At 71.3% G+C, this 16,592-nt stretch carries 16 protein-coding genes; 6 read left to right on the top strand and 10 right to left on the bottom strand.

The genetic code is table 11. From position 1 onward, the window contains the following. Positions 1–6: 6 nt before the first annotated feature. Entirely contained in the window at positions 7–3,150 is a 3,144-nt protein-coding gene (locus HUW46_RS33825) for a BTAD domain-containing putative transcriptional regulator (RefSeq protein ID WP_254125151.1), read from the bottom strand. A 28-nt stretch (positions 3,151–3,178) separates the two neighbouring features. After that, entirely contained in the window at positions 3,179–4,042 is an 864-nt protein-coding gene (locus HUW46_RS33820) for an alpha/beta hydrolase family protein (protein WP_215542806.1), read from the bottom strand. 281 nt (positions 4,043–4,323) lie between these two features. Here HUW46_RS33820 and HUW46_RS33815 point away from each other — a divergent pair, with 281 nt between their 5' ends. Beyond that, positions 4,324–5,196, top strand: coding sequence for an alpha/beta fold hydrolase (locus HUW46_RS33815; protein WP_215542805.1), 873 nt, complete (start codon positions 4,324–4,326; stop codon positions 5,194–5,196). Here the strand turns inward: HUW46_RS33815 and HUW46_RS33810 are convergent. The 5 genes from HUW46_RS33810 to HUW46_RS33790 all read right to left on the bottom strand — a co-directional run bounded on the left by HUW46_RS33810 (position 5,174) and on the right by HUW46_RS33790 (position 9,165). Continuing rightward, positions 5,174–5,902 (bottom strand): alpha/beta fold hydrolase, encoded by a 729-nt coding sequence (locus HUW46_RS33810; protein WP_215542804.1) that lies wholly within the window; start codon positions 5,900–5,902, stop codon positions 5,174–5,176. The genes HUW46_RS33815 and HUW46_RS33810 overlap by 23 nt on opposite strands. A gap of 17 nt (positions 5,903–5,919) precedes the next feature. Then, positions 5,920–7,050, bottom strand: coding sequence for an FAD-dependent oxidoreductase (locus HUW46_RS33805; protein ID WP_215542803.1), 1,131 nt, complete (start codon positions 7,048–7,050; stop codon positions 5,920–5,922). Continuing rightward, the gene (locus HUW46_RS33800) at positions 7,047–7,736 is read right to left on the bottom strand and encodes a TetR/AcrR family transcriptional regulator (protein WP_215542802.1); all 690 of its coding nucleotides are present in this window, start codon (positions 7,734–7,736) and stop codon (positions 7,047–7,049) included. Before HUW46_RS33800 ends, HUW46_RS33805 begins: the two co-directional genes overlap by 4 nt. A 40-nt stretch (positions 7,737–7,776) precedes the next feature. After that, positions 7,777–8,703 (bottom strand): SDR family NAD(P)-dependent oxidoreductase, encoded by a 927-nt coding sequence (locus HUW46_RS33795; protein WP_215542801.1) that lies wholly within the window; start codon positions 8,701–8,703, stop codon positions 7,777–7,779. An 81-nt stretch (positions 8,704–8,784) separates the two neighbouring features. After that, positions 8,785–9,165, bottom strand: coding sequence for a MerR family transcriptional regulator (locus HUW46_RS33790; RefSeq protein WP_215542800.1), 381 nt, complete (start codon positions 9,163–9,165; stop codon positions 8,785–8,787). A gap of 72 nt (positions 9,166–9,237) precedes the next feature. Here HUW46_RS33790 and HUW46_RS33785 point away from each other — a divergent pair, with 72 nt between their 5' ends. After that, positions 9,238–10,401, top strand: coding sequence for a serine hydrolase domain-containing protein (locus HUW46_RS33785; protein WP_254125149.1), 1,164 nt, complete (start codon positions 9,238–9,240; stop codon positions 10,399–10,401). A 213-nt stretch (positions 10,402–10,614) separates the two neighbouring features. Here HUW46_RS33785 and HUW46_RS33780 read toward each other — a convergent pair whose 3' ends face one another. Further along, positions 10,615–11,391, bottom strand: coding sequence for a trypsin-like peptidase domain-containing protein (locus HUW46_RS33780; RefSeq protein WP_215550269.1), 777 nt, complete (start codon positions 11,389–11,391; stop codon positions 10,615–10,617). Positions 11,392–11,489: 98 nt separating this feature from the next. After that, a complete protein-coding gene (locus tag HUW46_RS33775; RefSeq protein ID WP_215542799.1) occupies positions 11,490–12,350 on the bottom strand; it encodes an alpha/beta fold hydrolase in 861 nt (286 codons plus the stop codon). Positions 12,351–12,453: 103 nt separating this feature from the next. Here HUW46_RS33775 and HUW46_RS33770 point away from each other — a divergent pair, with 103 nt between their 5' ends. Together HUW46_RS33770 and HUW46_RS33765 are read left to right on the top strand one after the other, a co-directional pair. Further along, on the top strand, positions 12,454–12,855 hold the full coding sequence (locus tag HUW46_RS33770; protein WP_254125145.1) for a winged helix-turn-helix transcriptional regulator: 402 nt from the start codon (positions 12,454–12,456) through the stop codon (positions 12,853–12,855). A gap of 58 nt (positions 12,856–12,913) precedes the next feature. Further along, positions 12,914–13,708 (top strand): class I SAM-dependent methyltransferase, encoded by a 795-nt coding sequence (locus HUW46_RS33765; protein WP_254125143.1) that lies wholly within the window; start codon positions 12,914–12,916, stop codon positions 13,706–13,708. Here the strand turns inward: HUW46_RS33765 and HUW46_RS48525 are convergent. Then, the gene (locus HUW46_RS48525) at positions 13,681–14,637 is read right to left on the bottom strand and encodes a helix-turn-helix domain-containing protein (RefSeq protein ID WP_256451388.1); all 957 of its coding nucleotides are present in this window, start codon (positions 14,635–14,637) and stop codon (positions 13,681–13,683) included. The genes HUW46_RS33765 and HUW46_RS48525 overlap by 28 nt on opposite strands. A gap of 185 nt (positions 14,638–14,822) precedes the next feature. On the opposite strand from HUW46_RS48525, the gene HUW46_RS33755 reads away from it, so the two are divergent. Continuing rightward, positions 14,823–15,719 carry an ABC transporter ATP-binding protein gene (locus HUW46_RS33755; protein ID WP_215542798.1) on the top strand — a complete coding sequence of 299 codons (897 nt, stop codon included), beginning with the start codon at positions 14,823–14,825 and terminating at the stop codon, positions 15,717–15,719. Continuing rightward, entirely contained in the window at positions 15,716–16,558 is an 843-nt protein-coding gene (locus HUW46_RS33750; RefSeq protein ID WP_215542797.1) for an ABC transporter permease, read from the top strand. Before HUW46_RS33755 ends, HUW46_RS33750 begins: the two co-directional genes overlap by 4 nt. The last annotated feature ends 34 nt before the right edge of the window (positions 16,559–16,592 follow it).

Raw genomic sequence — 16,592 nt, 5'->3', positions numbered from 1 at the left:
CCGGTGTCAGGTCCCGGGACGCAAGGCGGCACGGGCGGCTTCTGCCCAGTGCGCCGCGCCCGCGCGCTCCGCGACCACCAGCGCGTGGCGGTAGTGGTCCGCCGCGTCTTCCCGGCGCCCGAGTGCCGACGCGAGATCACCGAGGTAGTGCGCGACCGGCCGGAGCGTGAGGATTCCGCTGCCCGCACCCGCCACCTCGTCGGCGGCGGGCAGCAACCGCGCGTACAGACCGGCCATCGCCGATCCGTCATCCAGTCCTATCGCGACAGTCGCATGGAGACAGTCGCGTGCCTCCCGCAGCAGATCGTCCGGGGAAACCGGGATTTCCGCTGGATTCCCGGGGCGGCACCAGGGCTGGTATGCGCCGAAGTCCACCCCGTCGGTATCGGGGGCAAGGCCCTGCTGGAGCCGGAGGCAGAGCAGGGCGAAGGGCAGGATGCCGTTGTCCATTCCGGACATCCCACTGCCCGAGAGCCGCGCACCGGCCCTCCGGTACGCGGACTCGGCTTCGGCCGCCCTGCCGCCGACGGCGGCGCGCAGTGCGGCGTAGAAGTCGACGAACACGCCCACGAGCGGGAGTTCGTGGTCCGCGCCGAGCGCGGCGACGGCCTCGGCGTGCCGGTCGGCGGCGGCGAACTCGGCCAGCGCCGAATGGGCCTGCACGAGAACGAGATGACCGAGGACCTCGAAGCCCACCAGCGAGTGCCGAGTGGCGAGGTCGACGAGTTCCTCGCCGATCCGCACCCGCCGCGGCGCCAGCCCGGCGCGGTCGAAGGACTGCATGAACGCGGCGTTGAGGGCGAACGCGAGCAACGTCGGTTCACCGAGTTCGCGGGCGATGCGCTCGGCTTCGGCCGCGGCTTCCCTCGCGCGGTCCCCGCCGGTGTTGCGCAATTCGAGCGCCAGCGTGGCGAGCAACCTGCCGCGTTCCGCGGTCGGGCCGGGCGGCAAGGCGGCGAGTGTTCGTTCGGTGACCTCGGCGATCCGCGCGGCGAGGTCGTGGTCGTCGTGCTCGGTCCAGATCGCGGGCACGTCGAAGGCGCCGATCACGCGGGCGGTCAGTTCGGGATCGCCGAGGCCGTCGGCGGTGGCGATCGCGTCACCGCGGTGGCGGCGCGCTTCCGCCAGCGCCCCGGTCACGGCGAGCGCGCGCACCCGTCCCATGATCAGGTCCAGCCGCGAGCGGACGTCGTGGTCACCGAAGTTGTCGTGCGCGGTCAGTGCGGCTTGCCAGAGCCGCGCCGCTTCGTGCGGGGCGAAGCGGCGCTCCGCGCGTTCCGCCGCGACACGCGCATACCGGACGGCCTTGGGGTTCTCCGCCGCGAGGAAGTGGTGCGCCAGCGAATCGACGTCATCCGGCCGCACCCGCTCGATCGCCTCCCCGATCCGGTCGTGCCAGCGGGCCCGCCGTGACCGCGAAAGGTCGTGGTACAGCGTTTCGCGTACCAGCGCGTGCGCGAACCGGAACCGCCGCGGCCCGCGCTCGGTCAGGAATCCGCGCTCCGTGGCGGTTTCCACCTCGTCGAGCGCGTCGCCGCCGTTGAACTCGGCCAGCAGATCCAGATCGAGGTCTGCGCCGATCACCGACGCCAGCCGCAGCACCGCCTTGACCGGCTCGGGCAGCTTCGCGACGCGGTACCGGACGACTTCGCGCACCCCGGGCGGCACCGAAGCCAACGAATCGGTCGCGAGCAACCGGGCGAGTTCGCGGACGAAGAACGGGTTGCCGCCGCTGCGCCGCCGAATCGCTTCGACGGTCGCCTCGTCCGGATCGAGGCCGCTCGTCGCATGCACGAGTTCGGACACCGCCGCCACGGGCAGCCCGCCGAGGTACACCCGCACCGGTTCCACGCGTGCCGCGCGGCCGAGGAAGTCCGCCAGCGGCGCGCCGACGTCGGTGGTGCGGTAGGTGGCGACCACCAGTACCGGCCCGACCGGCTCGGCGACGAGGAAAGCCAGCAGCGCCAACGTTTCCTCGCCCGCCCAGTGCAGGTCGTCGAGCGCCAGCAGCACCGGGGACCCGTGCGCGGCCGAGGCGAGCCGCGCGCCGACGGCGCGGTGCCAGTGGAACCGGTCTTCGGCACCGTCCGGAAGCGCGTCTCCGGCGCCGAGCGCGCCGAGGATCCGCGTCCACGGCCAAGCCGCGGGGAGCCCCTCGCCCTCGGGGTTGGTCCCCCACGCGGTGATCCAGCCTGCTGCCGCGAGCCGGGCCGCGAACGCTTCGGTGAGCGCGGTCTTGCCCGCCCCCGCGTCACCGGAAACCAGGACCAGCCCCGGTTTTCCCCGTTCGACCACCGTCGCGGCCGCCTCGTCGAGCCGCGCCGTCTCCCCCTCCCTGCCGACGAGCCGCGGGCCAGGCGCGTCGACGGCCGGAGCGCTCAGCGCGGGTTCGTGGGCCAGGATGTCCGCCTCCACACGCCGCAGAGCGGGCCCCGGATCGACGCCGAGTTCGTCGGCCAGCACGCGCCGGGCCCTGCGCAGCGCGCCGAGCGCGCCGCCCTGCCGTCCCGATCGGTACAAGGCCACCGCGAGCAGCCGCCAGCCGTCTTCGCGCCACGGGTGCGCGGCCGTGGCCGCCTCCAGATCGGGCACCGCTTCGACGGCGCGTCCCAGTGCCAGCAACGCCTCCGCGCGCCGCTCCCCCGCCAGCAGATGGAGTTCGTCGAGGCGGTCGATCTCCGCGCGCGCCCACGCCTCGTCGGCGAACTCGGCGTAAGCGGGTCCGCGCCACAGTGCCAGCGCTTCGTCCACTTCGGACAGCGCGGCACCCGGCCTGCGCCCGTCGAGCGACTTCCCGGCGGCGGCCACGAGCGCCTCGAAACGCCACGCGTCCACGGCGTCGGGCTCGGCGCGCACCGCGTATCCGGGCGCCGCGGTCACCAGCAGCCGGGCGGGCGTTCGCGGCGGGCGGTCGGGTTCGAGCGCGCGCCGCAGCGCGGACACGAAGGTCTGGATCGCGCCGATCGCACCGTCGGGCGGGTCGTCCCACAGGTCGTCCACGAGGCGGTCCACCGGGACCACCTTGCCCCTGGCCACCAGCAGCCGCGCGAGCACCGCGCGGTGCCGCGGCCCCTTCAGGTCCGCGGCGCCGCGCGCGTCCCCGGCCACCAGCGGACCGAGCACTCCGAACCGCACCAGGCCTTCGTCCACACCAGCACTCTAGGCGGGTGGACCGGGATCAGGTGTGCGGGCAGTTCCCTTCGAAGGCGGACGCCTGGGGATCCTTCGGGATGGGGCAGAGGAACTGTTCGTACCGGGTGTCGTCGTCCACGAACCGCTTCAGCCACGAAATGCTGTACTTGGCCGTCGGCACGTTCGGCAGCGGCGGTCCGAAATGGCCTCCGCCCGCGATCTCGACGTAGGCTTTGTTCAGCCCCGGGGACAGGCTGTCGTAGAACGCCTTAGCGTGCATCGGGGTCGGCGCGATGATGTCGCCCTGACCGGCGACGACGAGTGTCGGCGTGCGAACACCGGAGAAGCTCCGGCCGATGTCCCACGGAACGATCGGGATGGCCGCCTTGAGGGCCGGATCGCGCTCGGCGGCTTCCAGCGTGCCACCGCCACCCATCGAAATGCCCATCACCGCCAGCCGAGACTTGTCGATGCGGTCCTTGGCCGGGCTCTTCTCCGCCAGGAACTTGAGCCCGGCCAGCAACTGGTCCGCGCGGGCGGTGGGGAAGTCGACGAGCGAGTTGGTGGCGATGGTCAGCACGACGAAGCCCTGCGAGGCCAGCCGGGGGCCCAGCCAGCCGAGCAGCGGTTCCGGCTCCAGGAAGCCGGGCGCGATGGCGACCGCGCCGAAGGTGCCCTGGCTGGTGTCGTTCGGGTAGGTCACCGTTCCCCCGCCGAACCCGTCGCCAGCGGGCACCGGCGCCTGGGTCACCGCGAACGGCCCCCGGTCCGCCTCGATGCTCCCCATCGTGGGATCGGGACCACGCTGATAGGGATTGTCGGCAGCGGGCTTGGCGTCGGCGGACGCGACACCCGAACCGAGCACCGCGAGCGCGGCCACCGCGGCCGCCACCTTGCTCCGTATTCGCATGGTCTCCACATTTCCCAGTCGAGCCGGATAAACTGATCAAAGACATGTCGAATGCATATTCGCCAGCAATTTCGCGGCGCGCGAGAAGCGAAACACAAAGACCGTTCCCGGTCAACTATTCTCCGCGCGGGCACAATTTTTTGTCACCCCGCGCCGAACTTGCGCGCACGGGGCACGAGCGGTTTTGCGTACGGACCGGTACGCGCTCAGCCGGTGCTGACCGGTTGCTGATCGGCGTCGGCGACGCTGGTGTCCTCAGCACCCACTTCCGAAAGGTCGACATGCAGATTCCCGGGTTCGACTACCAGCGTGTGACCGTCGCCGACGGCGTCGCGCTCAACGTCGCCGTCGGCGGCTCCGGCAGCCCGATCGTGCTGCTGCACGGCTTCCCCCAGACCCACCTGATGTGGCGGCACGTGGCCGCCGACCTCGCCGCGGACCACACCGTGCTCTGCCCCGACCTCCGCGGTTACGGGGACAGCGGCAAACCGGCCGACCCGACCGGGCTGGCCTATGCCAAGCGCACCATGGCCGCCGACGTGGTCGCGCTCGCCAACGCGCTCGGGCACGACCGGTTCGCGCTCGCCGGGCACGATCGCGGCGCGCTGGTCGCCATCCGCGCCGGGCTGGACCACCCGGACGCGATCACCCACCTCGCCTCGCTGGACGTGCTGCCGACCCTGGACATGTGGGAGGTGCTGCACGGCGCGAGCGCCGCGGTCGCCTTCCACCTGTACCTGATGGCGCAGCCGCCCGGCCTGCCGGAGGAAATGATCGCCGCCGCCCCGGACGCGTTCTTCGGGTACTTCCTCGACGCGTGGGCCGGGTCCGCGGACGCGATCCCCGCCGAGGTCCGCGCCGCCTACCTGCGCGCGTCCCGCGAAGCGGTGCCGTCGATCGTCGCCGACTACCGCGCGAGCGCGACCGTCGACATCGAGCACGACACCGCGGACCGGCAGGCGGGCACCCGGCTCCGCATGCCCGTCACGGTCCTGCAGCAGGACTGGGGCGCCGCGCTCGGTTTCGAGGCGGCCGAGATCTGGCGGGCGTGGGCACCCGAAGTGGACCACCGCACGACGAGCGCGGGGCACTTCATGGCCGAGGAAGCACCCGCCGAAGTGCTCAAGGCGATCAGGGAACTGCTCGGCCGCTGACGAGAAACCGGTCCAGCGCGGCGAAAGTCGCGTCCGGCACGTCGCGGTACGGGAGGTGCCCGCCGCCGGGGATCAGCTCGAACCGCGCGTCGGCGAACAGTTCGGTATAGGCGCGGCCGAAGTCCGGCGGGACCACCACGTCGTCCTCGCCCCACAGCAGGAGGGCGGGGACGCGCACGTCCGCGAGCCGAGGCCCCAGCTCAGGATCCGCCATGACCGGCCCGGTGTAGGCACGCAGGGTGGCCATGGCCTCCGGCGACGGGCCCCGTCCCGGCGGCGGACCGCCCTGCCCCGGCATCGTGATCGAAAGCCCGGGGATCTCGGGGCCGGGGGCGCCGATCAGGACGAGCCGTGCGATACGGGTGCCTCGATCGCGCACGGCCAGCTCGGCGGCGACCCAGCCGCCGAACGAGGAGCCGATCACGGTGACTTCGTCCATTCCGGACTCTTCGAGCACGTCGAGATAGGTCGCGGCGAGTTCGCCGATACCGGAAAACCAGTCGGGGCGCGGGGTTCCGTCCCAACCGGGATGCGTCGGCGCGAGCACGCGGTGCCCCGCGGCGAGGTGGTCGACGATCGGGGTCACGCTGTCCGGTCCCGCGCCGCCGTGCAGGACGAGCGCGGCGGGACCGTCACCCGCCTCTCGCGCGGTCACGGACAGGCCTGGCCGCGGTTCGAGCACGCGGCGGGTCAAGGGTGGTGTCATCGGGCTCTCCTGGGGTTTCAGTGTGCGGCGAACTGGTCGAGCAGGCCCTGCGGCGAATCCGCCGCGAAGGCGAGGACGAGGTTCGCGGCGGACTCCGCAGCCGATTCCTCGCTGCGCGGGAAAAGTGCGCCCTCGTAGGCGACGAGCGCGGATTCGACGTCGTCGGGGTGTGCGGCGATGGCTTCCCCGAGTTCGGCGCCGTCGAGCATGGCGAGGTTGGCGCCCTCGCCCGCGAACGGGGACATCAGGTGGGCGGCGTCGCCGAGCAGCGTCACCCCCGGCACCCTGTCCCAGCGGTGCCCGACGGGCAGCGCGAAGATCGGGCGCGGGATGAGCGGCGCGTCGGCGTCCGCGAGCAGTGCGCGCAGGCTCGGGTCCCATCCGTCGAAATGGCTCAGCACGGCCGTTTTCGCGGCCTCGGCGTCCGTGAAGTCGATAGTGGACACCCAGTCCTCGGGCGCTTCGAGCGCGGTGTAGACGTGCAGGCTGCCGTCGGGCTCGCGGTGCGCGAGGAAGCCTTTGCCGGGGCCGATCGCGAACAGCATGCCCCCGCCGACGACGGCCGCGCTGACCGGATGGCGCGCGTCGGCGTCCCGCAAATCCGCCTCGACAAAGGAAAATCCACTGTAGACGGGCGTGGCGGCGGACAGCAGCGGGCGGATCTTCGACCACGCCCCGTCCGCACCGACGAGCAGATCGGTGCTGAACGAGGTGCCGTCGGCGAGCACCACCTCGTGCCTGCCGTGGCCGAGCGGGCGCGCACCGGTGACCTTCCGTCCCCAGTGGACGGTGCCGTCGGGGAGCGAGCCGAGCAGGAGATCGCGCAGCCGCCCTCGATCGACCTCGGGGCGGCCGCCGTCACCGTCGTCGGGCTCGTCCATGCGGACGACCGCGCGCGAGTCCAGGATCCGCATGGCCTCCCCGCCGGGGTGGACCAGCTCGCGGAACTCGTCGTGCAGGCCCGCGGCGCGCAGGGCGAGCTGGCCGTTCTCCTCGTGGATGTCGAGCATGCCGCCCTGCGTGCGTGCGGCCGGTGAAGCTTCGAGTTCGTAGACGGCGGCGTCGATGCCTCGCGCGTGCAGCACGCGGGCGAGGGTGAGGCCGCCGAGCCCGGCCCCGATGATCGCGATGGGGTGGTGTGCGGTCATTCCGGTTCTCCTTCTGGCACAGGGGTATGCGTGATGCCGGTGAGCACGCTTCGGAAGCCCCACGAGAGCCGCTGCTCCGGAGTGCCGGAGACGAGCTGGGGCCCGAGCGCGGCGATGCGCGGGTGGGTGTCCGCGGACGCGCCGCGCAGGGCACGGGTGAGCGCGTCCCATTCCTCGGCGCTGTCGCTGTTTTCGTGTTGGGTGGCGTGTTCCGCCGCGGTCGCGGTGGCGAGCTGCAGGAGCACGTCCACGCCCCACGCCGCCTGCGCGGGCGGGACACCGCCCGCGTCCAGCAGCGCGAGCAGCCGTTCGCACAGGTTCAGGTAGTTCACCCCGCTGGGGCGGGCCGAAACCGCGGACCGCGCGAGGCTCGGGTATTCGAGGAGCATCCGGGTGTACGAGCCGAGCACCTGCTCGATGCGCGCACGCCAGCTTCCCCCGGCAGGCGCCGTTTCGATCGTGCCCAGCAGCTCGTCCAGGATCGCGGCGTGCAGCTCGGCGGTGTTGCGGACGTAGACGTAGAGCGACGCGGGTCCGGTGTCCAGCTCCTGCGCGATGCGGCGCATGGTGACCTTCGCCAGTCCCTCGTCCCGCAGGACCCCGATCGAGGCGGACACGATGCCCGCCCTGGTCAGGGCCGGTTTCGCGGGACGTTCGCGACGACTGCGCGGGGTTTCGGATGTCATGTGCCCATGATAGCGAACATGTTCGTCACGAACCCGTTCGTCACATCGAGGGATCGACACCAGTCAGCTCGACGCTGGCGGCCCACAGGCGCGCCGCGCCATCGGGATCGGAAAGGTGCTCGCGGACGGGTTCGCGCGCCGGCAGGCCGCGCAGCCCGAAAGCCCGCGGCCCCCACATCTGCCCGCCGGACACGGCCGGGTCGAGCACCGCGCGCACGGCGGGCCAGGCGGCGGCTTCCTTCCCCTGCACCACGAGCCCCAGCGGCAGCCCGCGCAAGCGCTCGCCCGCGGTCCGCTCGTGCAGCGGCGGCCGCGCCGGGGTCAGCGAATCCAGCGCGCCGCCGGGATGGGTCACCACGCACGCGGTCTCGCTGCCCGCCGCGCGCAGGCGCCGATCGAATTCGAAGCCGAACACCATCTGCGCCAGCTTCGACCGCCCGTAGGTCCGCTTGGGCCGGTAGTCGCGTGTGGACTGGAGGTCGTCGAGATCCAGCCGCTCCTGCTTTCCCGCGAAGCTGCCCGTCACGACGACGCGGCTGCCCGGCGTCAGCAGGGGCCGCAGCCACGCGGTCAGCGCGAAGTGCCCGAGGTGGTTGGTGCCGAACATCAGCTCGTTGCCTTCGGCGGTTTCGCGCCGGGGCGGATCGTCGAGCAGCACCCCGGCGTTGTGCACGACCGCGTCGAGCCGATCGAGGCCCATCGCGTCGACCGAGGCTTTCAGCGAGGCAAGGTCGGCGAGATCGAGCCGCGCGGACCGGACGTCGGCACTCCGGACCCGGGACCGGATCGAGGTCAGCGCGGTTTCGGCCTTCGCCGCGTCCCTGCTGCCGATCACGACGGTGGCCCCGGTGCCGGCGAGCTGTTCGGCGACGAAGTAGCCGATCCCGGCGTTGCCGCCGGTGACCAGGAACGTCCTGCCGTCCGCCCTCGGCAGCCGCCGGACGTCCCAGTGCTCGTTCGACCCCATCAACGGCTCCTCGTGGTCAGCAGGAGGCCACGACGACCTCCCGTTGACCACGATCTCATAGCAACTGCAAAAGTGCAATCACTACATCTTCACAGTCGATGCGCAGTGCTCGCCCGTGGCGACCGTTCGCGCGGCCATCGCGATGACGGTGTCGAGGCGATCCCTGGTCTGGACCAGATCGCGCACCTGCGCGTCGATGCGCTCGCGTTCGGCGGCCAGGTGGGCGAGCCCTTCGGGGGTGGCCGCACCGCTGGCCGCGCACGGCAGGAACCGCGCGATCGTCTTGCTCGACAGGCCCGCGGCGTAGAGCTGCCGGATCCAGTGGACCCGGTCGACCGCGCCTTCGCGGTAGTGCCGCTGGCCGCTCGGACTGCGTGCGGGGAGCAGCAGTCCCTGTTCCTCGTAGTACCGCAGCGAACGCACGCTCACGCCGGTCTTCTCGGCGAGTTCACCGATCCGCATCGAACCTCTCCTCCATGAGCCGCGTCACAGGACTTTGCCTCTCACACCGGCGTCAGGTTTTAGCGTAGCGCCGTGAGCATCCGGACCGACCGAGGAGACAAAGTGGTGCAGGGCAACAACAATGCCCGTTTCGACGCGGTGCGCGCGGTGTTCGAACGCGCTGTCGAATCCGGTGAAGAACTGGGGGCGTCCCTCGTCGTCGACGTCGACGGGGACATCGCCGTCGATCTCTGGGGCGGTTTCCGCGACGAGGCGCGCACTTCCGCGTGGGACGAGCACACCATCACCACGGTGTGGTCGTCGACGAAGACGGTGACCAGCCTCGCCGCGCTCGTGCTCGTCGACCGCGGCGATCTCGACGTGCGCGCGCCGGTCGCGGAGTACTGGCCGGAGTTCGCCGCCAACGGCAAGGAAAAGGTCGAGATCCGCCACCTGCTTTCCCACACCTCGGGGGTTTCCGGGCTCGAAAAGCCCGCCGTGCTCGAAGACCTCTACGACTGGGACACCGCCACCGCGAGGATGGCCGCGCAGGCACCGTGGTGGACGCCGGGGACCGCGTCGGGCTACCACGCCGCCAATTTCGGCCACCTGATCGGCGAAGTCGTGCGCCGGGTGAGCGGGAAACCGTTGAAGCGGTTCGTCGCCGAGGAAATCGCGGGCCCGCTCGGCGCCGACTTCCAGCTCGGCGCGGCCGAACGGGACTGGCACCGGATCGCGGACGTGACCCCGCCGCCGCCCGCGAACCTGGACGTCGACGCGCTCGGCGAGGACGACCCGATGGTCAAAACCCTGACCGGCCCCGCGATCGACGCGACCGAAGCCAACACCCCCGCGTGGCGCCGCGCGGACATCGGCGCGCTCAACGGGCACGGCAACGCGCGGTCCCTCGCCAGGATCCTTTCGGTGATTTCCCGCGGCGGCGAGGTGGACGGCGTCCGGCTGCTCGGGCCGAAGACGATCGACCTCATCTTCGAAGAGCAGGCGAACGGCGTCGATCTGGGGCTGGGCATCCCGCTGCGCTGGGGAACCGGTTACGCGCTCCCCCGGCTCGACACGCTCCCGTGGATCCCCGACGAGCGGATCTGCTTCTGGGGCGGCTGGGGCGGGTCGATGATGATCATGGACCTCGACCGGCGCACGACGATCTCGTACGTGATGAACCGGATGGGGCCGGGCATCATCGGCTCCGACCGCAGCGCCGCCTACGTCACAGCGATCTACGACGCACTGGCCTGACGGGTGCCCGATGCCCCGAAGGCCACCTTCGGGGACCCTAGCGCCACTTTCCCGGCCCTCGCGGGCGTGCGGGCGGAGCTGCCTGGTGCCCCGAAGGTGGCCTTCGGGGCGTTAGACGCCGCGATTCCACCCCTCGCACCCTCGACCGCCGCCGGACCCCTTGCCCCGAAAGTGGCCCCGGCTGCCAACGAAGGCCCACCCCGAGCCCGCGCGTCAGCCGGTGACGGAGTCGTACAGGTCCTTGATGTCGGAGTCGAAGTAGGAACTGTAGGAGACGTCGGGCGAATCGCCGCCGTACTGGTAGCCGCCGATCACGCCGATCACCGTGCCGTCGCCGGTGGCCGCGTCCACGTCGATCACCCACGGGCCGCCGCTGGTGCCGTCGGGGAAACCGGGGCACTCCACGCGCTGCTGGTAGGTGCCGGACCGGGTGGTGACGCCCTGGCAGACCACCGGCGCGTCGGCGTCGTCGGGGTAGCCCGTCAGGGTGATCAGGTTCGTGAACCCGTGGTGGGTGCCGAGCGTGTTCGCGCCGGTCAGGCTTTCCACGCTCGCCGGTGTGCCCTCCTGGCGCACGGTCAGGAACGCGAAGTCGAGATCGGGATCGCCGCCGGAGGCCCACCCGGCGGGGACGGCGGCGACGGTGGCCGTCCACATCCCGTACGGGGCGACGCCGTCGTGGTAACCGGGTGCGAAGGTCAGCCCGTCGTGGTTCCCGGTGCCGTCGCCGTCGTTGACGCAGTGCGCGGCGGTGAGCACGACGTCGCCTGCCGGGCTGTGCACGACGCTGCCGCTGCAGAAGTGCTCGCCGTCGCTGAACAACGCGCCGACGGACGGGCTGGCGGCGGGCGTCGTGGTGGCCGTCTTCGCGGCGATCGACGTGGTGTACGCGTCGTTGGCGGTCGCTTCGGCGTCGATCGCGTCCCCGGTCGTCGTGTCGGTGCTGACCACGACGCCGAGTACCAGCAACACCGTTGCCGCGGCCACCATCGCGGGCCGGAAGTTCTTGAACGCCACGGTGTCAGATCATCACAGTGCCGCCGCGGCCGCATCCCGTGACCCACGATCCACAGGTACCTCACAGCAGTTCACACCATCGGCGCGGAAGCCCGCTGCCCGGCGAGGAAATCCTCCAGCAGCGCGCCGAAGACTTCGGGGCGGTCCAGCGGGACGAGGTGGCCGCAGTCCTCGACGAGATGCGCGACGAGGTCGTCGGCGATCGGGCGGAGCTGGCGTTCGAGCGCGTTCCCCACCGGATGGGCGCCGATCGCCATGGTGGGCACGGTGAGCCTGCCGGACGCGACGGCCGCACCGATCTGCTCGGCGGAGTCGGGCATCGCGCGGTAATGGGAGAACGCGGCGCGCAGCGCGTCGTGGCCGCGGTAGGCCTCGACGAACCGGTCCCTGAGCTCCGGCGGAACCCCGCGAGCGCGCGTGCCCGTGTCGAGGAACCAGTCGACGTACTCCGCCTCGTGTCCGATTAGGACGGTCTCGGCCAGCCCAGGGACGGCGTGGAAGCCGAACCACCACGGCGGGCCCGCACGCAGGAAATCCTCCGCACCGGGCAGCCGGCCCAGCAGCGATTCGGCCACGACGAGCCGTCGCACGCGCTCCGGGCGCCGCATGGCCAGCAGGAACGCGGGCGGCGCGCCGGCGTCGATGCCGACCACCGACGCGGCCGGTTCGCCGAGCGCGTCGAGCAGGCACTCCGCGTCGGAGGCCAGGGTGCCCGCGTCGTAGCCGTCCGCGGGACGCTCGGTGGCCCCGAGCCCGCGCAGGTCCGGTGCGATGACCCGGTGGGTGCGCGCCAGGCGGGGCATGATCGCGCGCCAGAGCTGCCACGTGTGCGGGAACCCGTGCAGCAGGAGCACGGGTTCGCCCCTCCCGGCGATCGCCGTGTTGATCCCGATGCCGTTCGCCACGACGCGGCGCAGTTCGATTTCGGACATGGGCGTGTCGCCTCTCGGTGGTCACCTTTGGTTACCATGAAACGGTAGGTAACCAGCGCGGTCGTGCCAAGACCGCACTTCCGAGACAGGTGGTGAGCCCGAGGTGACCTCCCGTCGTCCGGCGAAGGGCGTGCGCGGCGATCTGTTCGATCCCGACTGCCCGACCCGTCGCCTGCTGGACCGCATCGGCACGAAGTGGACGTCGATGGCGGTCAAGGTGCTCGCCGAGGCCCACCCCGGCGAAGTGCGCTTCGCCGAGCTGCGCCGCCGCATGCCGGGTATCTCGCAGAAGATGCTCGCCACGACGCTGCACGGCCTCGGCCGTGACGGGCTGGTCGAGCGGCGCGTGGAACCGGTGGTACCGCCCCGGGTGCACTACCGGCTCACGGAACTGGGGCTTTCGCTGGACGCGCCGCTCGCCGCGGTGCGGGACTGGGCCGAAGCGCACATGCCCGACATCGATCGCGCCAACGCGGCGAGCGACTCCGCCGAGCACCGCCGATGAAGCCTTCCTCCGGTTGCCGCGCACCGAAAATGACGCGCGAATCTTCGGGGATGTCTGCTTGGCTTCGGGAATGGACTGGGTGCGCGAGTTCTATTCGACGACCGGCGCGTGGTGGGCGGCGGCGGACGCGGTGGTCACCGATCGGGACCACCGCAGGGTTTCGCTGCTGCGCACCCACGGCGGCGAAGGCGCGCGGGTGCTCGAACTCGGCTCCGGCTACGGCACGACGGCGGTGGCCGCCGCAAGCGCGGGTTACGCGGTGACGGCCGTCGAGCTGAGCGACCGCGCCAACGCCACCGGCGAGCTGGCGAAGGACGTCGGCTCCGGCTCGCTCGTCGTGCACCAAGCGGATTTCTACACCGTCGACCTGCCGGGGCCGTTCGACACGGTGTGCTACTGGAACGGGTTCGGGATCGGCTCCGACGCGGACCAGCGGCGGCTGCTCACGCGGATCGCCTCCTGGCTGCGGCCAGGAGGTGCCGCGCTGGTGGACGTGTTCAACCCTTTCGTGTGGGCTTCGTGGCACGGCGACGAGGAGCACCTGGAACCGGATCCCGCGGCGGGCTACCACCACGAGCTCCGCGAGCGGACCACGTTCGACCCGGTCACCTGCACCGCGACCGACACCTGGTGGGACACCGCGGACCCCGGCCGCGTGCTCAGCCAGCACCTGCGCTGCTACACCCCGGCGGACCTGGCGCTGCTGCTCACCGGGACCGGGCTCGCGCTCTCCGGCGTCGTGGTGGGCGATCCCGACGCGGGGCCCGCGTCACCGGATCCCGCGGCGCTGCTGCGCGAGCACCACGAGTACCTCGCCGTGCTGCGTCACGATCCCGCGCCGACGGTGAGCTGACCGAGCGGGGATGCGAGCGCGCCACGCTGGGCCGCGGTGAGCCGGTCTGGCGCGACGACGGCCGTGCAGGCGCCCGAACCGGTGTGCCGGAGCACGACCGGGTCGGTGAGATCGGGGCGTTTTTCCGCGTCGCGCAAGGCGTTCTCGACCCGTTCGAGCGGCCAGCCCAGTGCGACGGACAGCTCGCGCGCGGTGCGCGGCGTGGTGGCGTGCACGAGCGCGGCGAGCACGGTCAGCGCGTCGTCGAAGGCGACCGCGCTGACGCCCCCGTTCATGTCTTCGGCGAGGCGTGTGAAGAACTGGCTCATCCGCGCGAGCCTGGCGCCGGCAGGGGTGGCCGCGCCGAAGAGCTCGGCGCCTTCCTGCGCGGTGTCCGCCCACACCTCGTTGGTCCTGGCACTGGTCAGCCAGGTGCGGAGCCACACGTCGTCGTCGATCTCGTAGGTCTCGTGGCGCCGCCCCGGAACGCGAGCGCGGTCGACGAGGTCCAGCTCCTCGAGATAGGCGACGGCCTTGGACACCGACGCGGGGCTGACCCGGAGCCCCCGCACCAGCTCGCCCGCGGTCAGCGCACCGGAGTCGGTGGTGATGAGGCAGGCGAACACGCGCGCGGCCATCCTCGGCAACCCGGACCGCACCATCTGCGCCGCGAGCCGGTCGACGAACTCGCTCGCCGCCTCGGGGTCGCGGCCACCGCCCTCCGGCGGTTCCGGCGACCAGCCCCGTTTCGGCCTGCGGGCGCGGCGCCACGCGGCCTGGTGGGCCTGACCGGCGCGGTAGCCGCCGGGCCCGCCGTTGCGCGCCACCTCCCTGCTGATCGTCGACGTCGGCCTGCCCAGCTCCCTGGCGATCTCGGCGTAGCCGAGCCCGTCGGAAAGCCCCGACGCGATGCGCCTGCGCTCCTGGTTCGTCAGCCTGCCTCCCGGCATCGGCTCCCCCTTCCCGTTTCCACCAGTGTGCGTTCATGGTCATCGCATTGCAACGACAATACCGAAAAACGTTGCATTCACAGACAGCACGATTGCACCAATCGACCAGCTTTTTGCAGGCATAACACCGAAAAACAGGTTTTCGACAATTGACGAGACCCTGAACACTTCATAGCGTTCCAGCCATGAAGAACAACGCGGCCGTGATCGACGTCGACGACCTGCGCATGCGCTACGGCGACACCGACGTCCTGCACGGGCTGAGCTTCCGCGCGTGGCACGGCGAGGTGCTGTGCCTGCTGGGGCCGAACGGGGCCGGCAAGACCACGACGATCGAAGTGCTGGAAGGGTTCCGGATGCGTTCGGCGGGCCGGGTCGAGGTACTCGGCACCGACCCGGCCCATGCGGGCGAAGACTGGCGGGCACGGGTGGGAGTCGTGCTCCAGTCGTGGCGGGACCACGGGAAATGGCGGGTGCGGGAACTGCTCGCCCATCTCGGTTCCTACTACGCGCCCTATTCGAGCGAACACGTCGAGCGGCCGTGGGACGCGGACGAACTCGTCGCCGCGGTCGGGCTGACCGAGCAGGCCGGCAAGAAGATCCGGACGCTCTCCGGCGGGCAGCGGCGCAGGCTCGATGTCGCGATCGGCCTCGTCGGGCGTCCCGAACTGGTTTTCCTCGACGAGCCGACCGCAGGGCTCGATCCGGTGGCACGCCGCGAATTCCACTCGCTGGTGCGGAATCTCGCCGAAGCGGGACGAACGACGATCCTGCTCACCACGCACGATCTGCACGAGGCCGAGATGCTCGCCGACCGCATCATGGTCCTCGACGGTGGCCGGATCACGGCGGACGGCACCGCTGCGGAACTGGCTAAGGAGATCGCGGGCGAGGACGAGGTGCGCTGGAGCCGCGGCGGGGAGCGGTTTTCCCGTTCGACCACCGAGTCGACCAAGTTCACCTTCGAACTGTTCAAGCGCTACGGCGAAGAGGTCGAAGACCTCGAAGTCCGCCGAACCTCGCTCGAAGACACCTACCTGGCACTGGTGCGCCACGCCGAATCCGAAGGAGCCGAACGATGAATTCCGCGGTGCTGCGCGCGGGCTGGACCCGCGGCCTGATCGAACTGCGCCAGTCCTTCACCAACGGAGCCGATATCTGGGGCCATTGCTTCTGGCCGCTGCTGATGCTCGTGGTCACCTTCTTCCTGCGCGATGTTTCCTTCGGCGGCACCGGGTTCGCGCTGGGCACGCTGGCACTGCCCAGCATCCTCGGCATGAACGCGTCGATGGCGCTGGTGATGCTGAGCCAGCAGCTCACCGCCGATCGCGAGGACGGCACGCTGCTGCGCGCGAAGGCGACGCCGAACGGGATGACCGGATACCTCGTCGGCAAGATCATCTCGGTTTCCGGCGGGCTGGTCGTCGATCTCGCGATCTTCCTGGTGCCCGCGATGCTGATCGTCCCCGGCCTCACCGTCGGCAGCGTCGGCGCGTGGCTGACGCTGGTGTGGGCGCTCGCGCTCGGCCTGGTCGCCGCCCTGCCGATCGGGGCCATGCTCGGTTCGGTGTTCACCAGCGCACGGGCGCAGGGAATGATCACGCTGCCGGTGCTGGCCGTGATCGCGATTTCCGGCATCTTCTACCCGATCACCGCGCTGCCGGAGTGGCTGCAGTGGATCGCCCAGGCGTTCCCGATCTACTGGCTCGGCCTCGCGATGCGCTCCGCGCTGCTGCCCGACGGCGCCGTCGGCATCGAGATCGGCGAATCGTGGCGGCACCTGGAAACCGTTGGCGTGCTGGGCTTGTGGGCGGTACTCGGCATTCTCGTGGCCCCGGTCGTGCTGCGCCGCATGGCACGCCGCGAATCGGGTTCGAGCGTCGCGGACCGCAGGGAACGAGCGCTGCGGCGCGTCGGTTGAGGTTTCAACGCCAACCACAAGCTCATCGACGCCT

It is taken from the genome of Amycolatopsis sp. CA-230715, assembly GCF_018736145.1.
GTDB lineage: Bacteria > Actinomycetota > Actinomycetes > Mycobacteriales > Pseudonocardiaceae > Amycolatopsis.
This window is presented reverse-complemented; position numbering and strand designations above follow the sequence as displayed.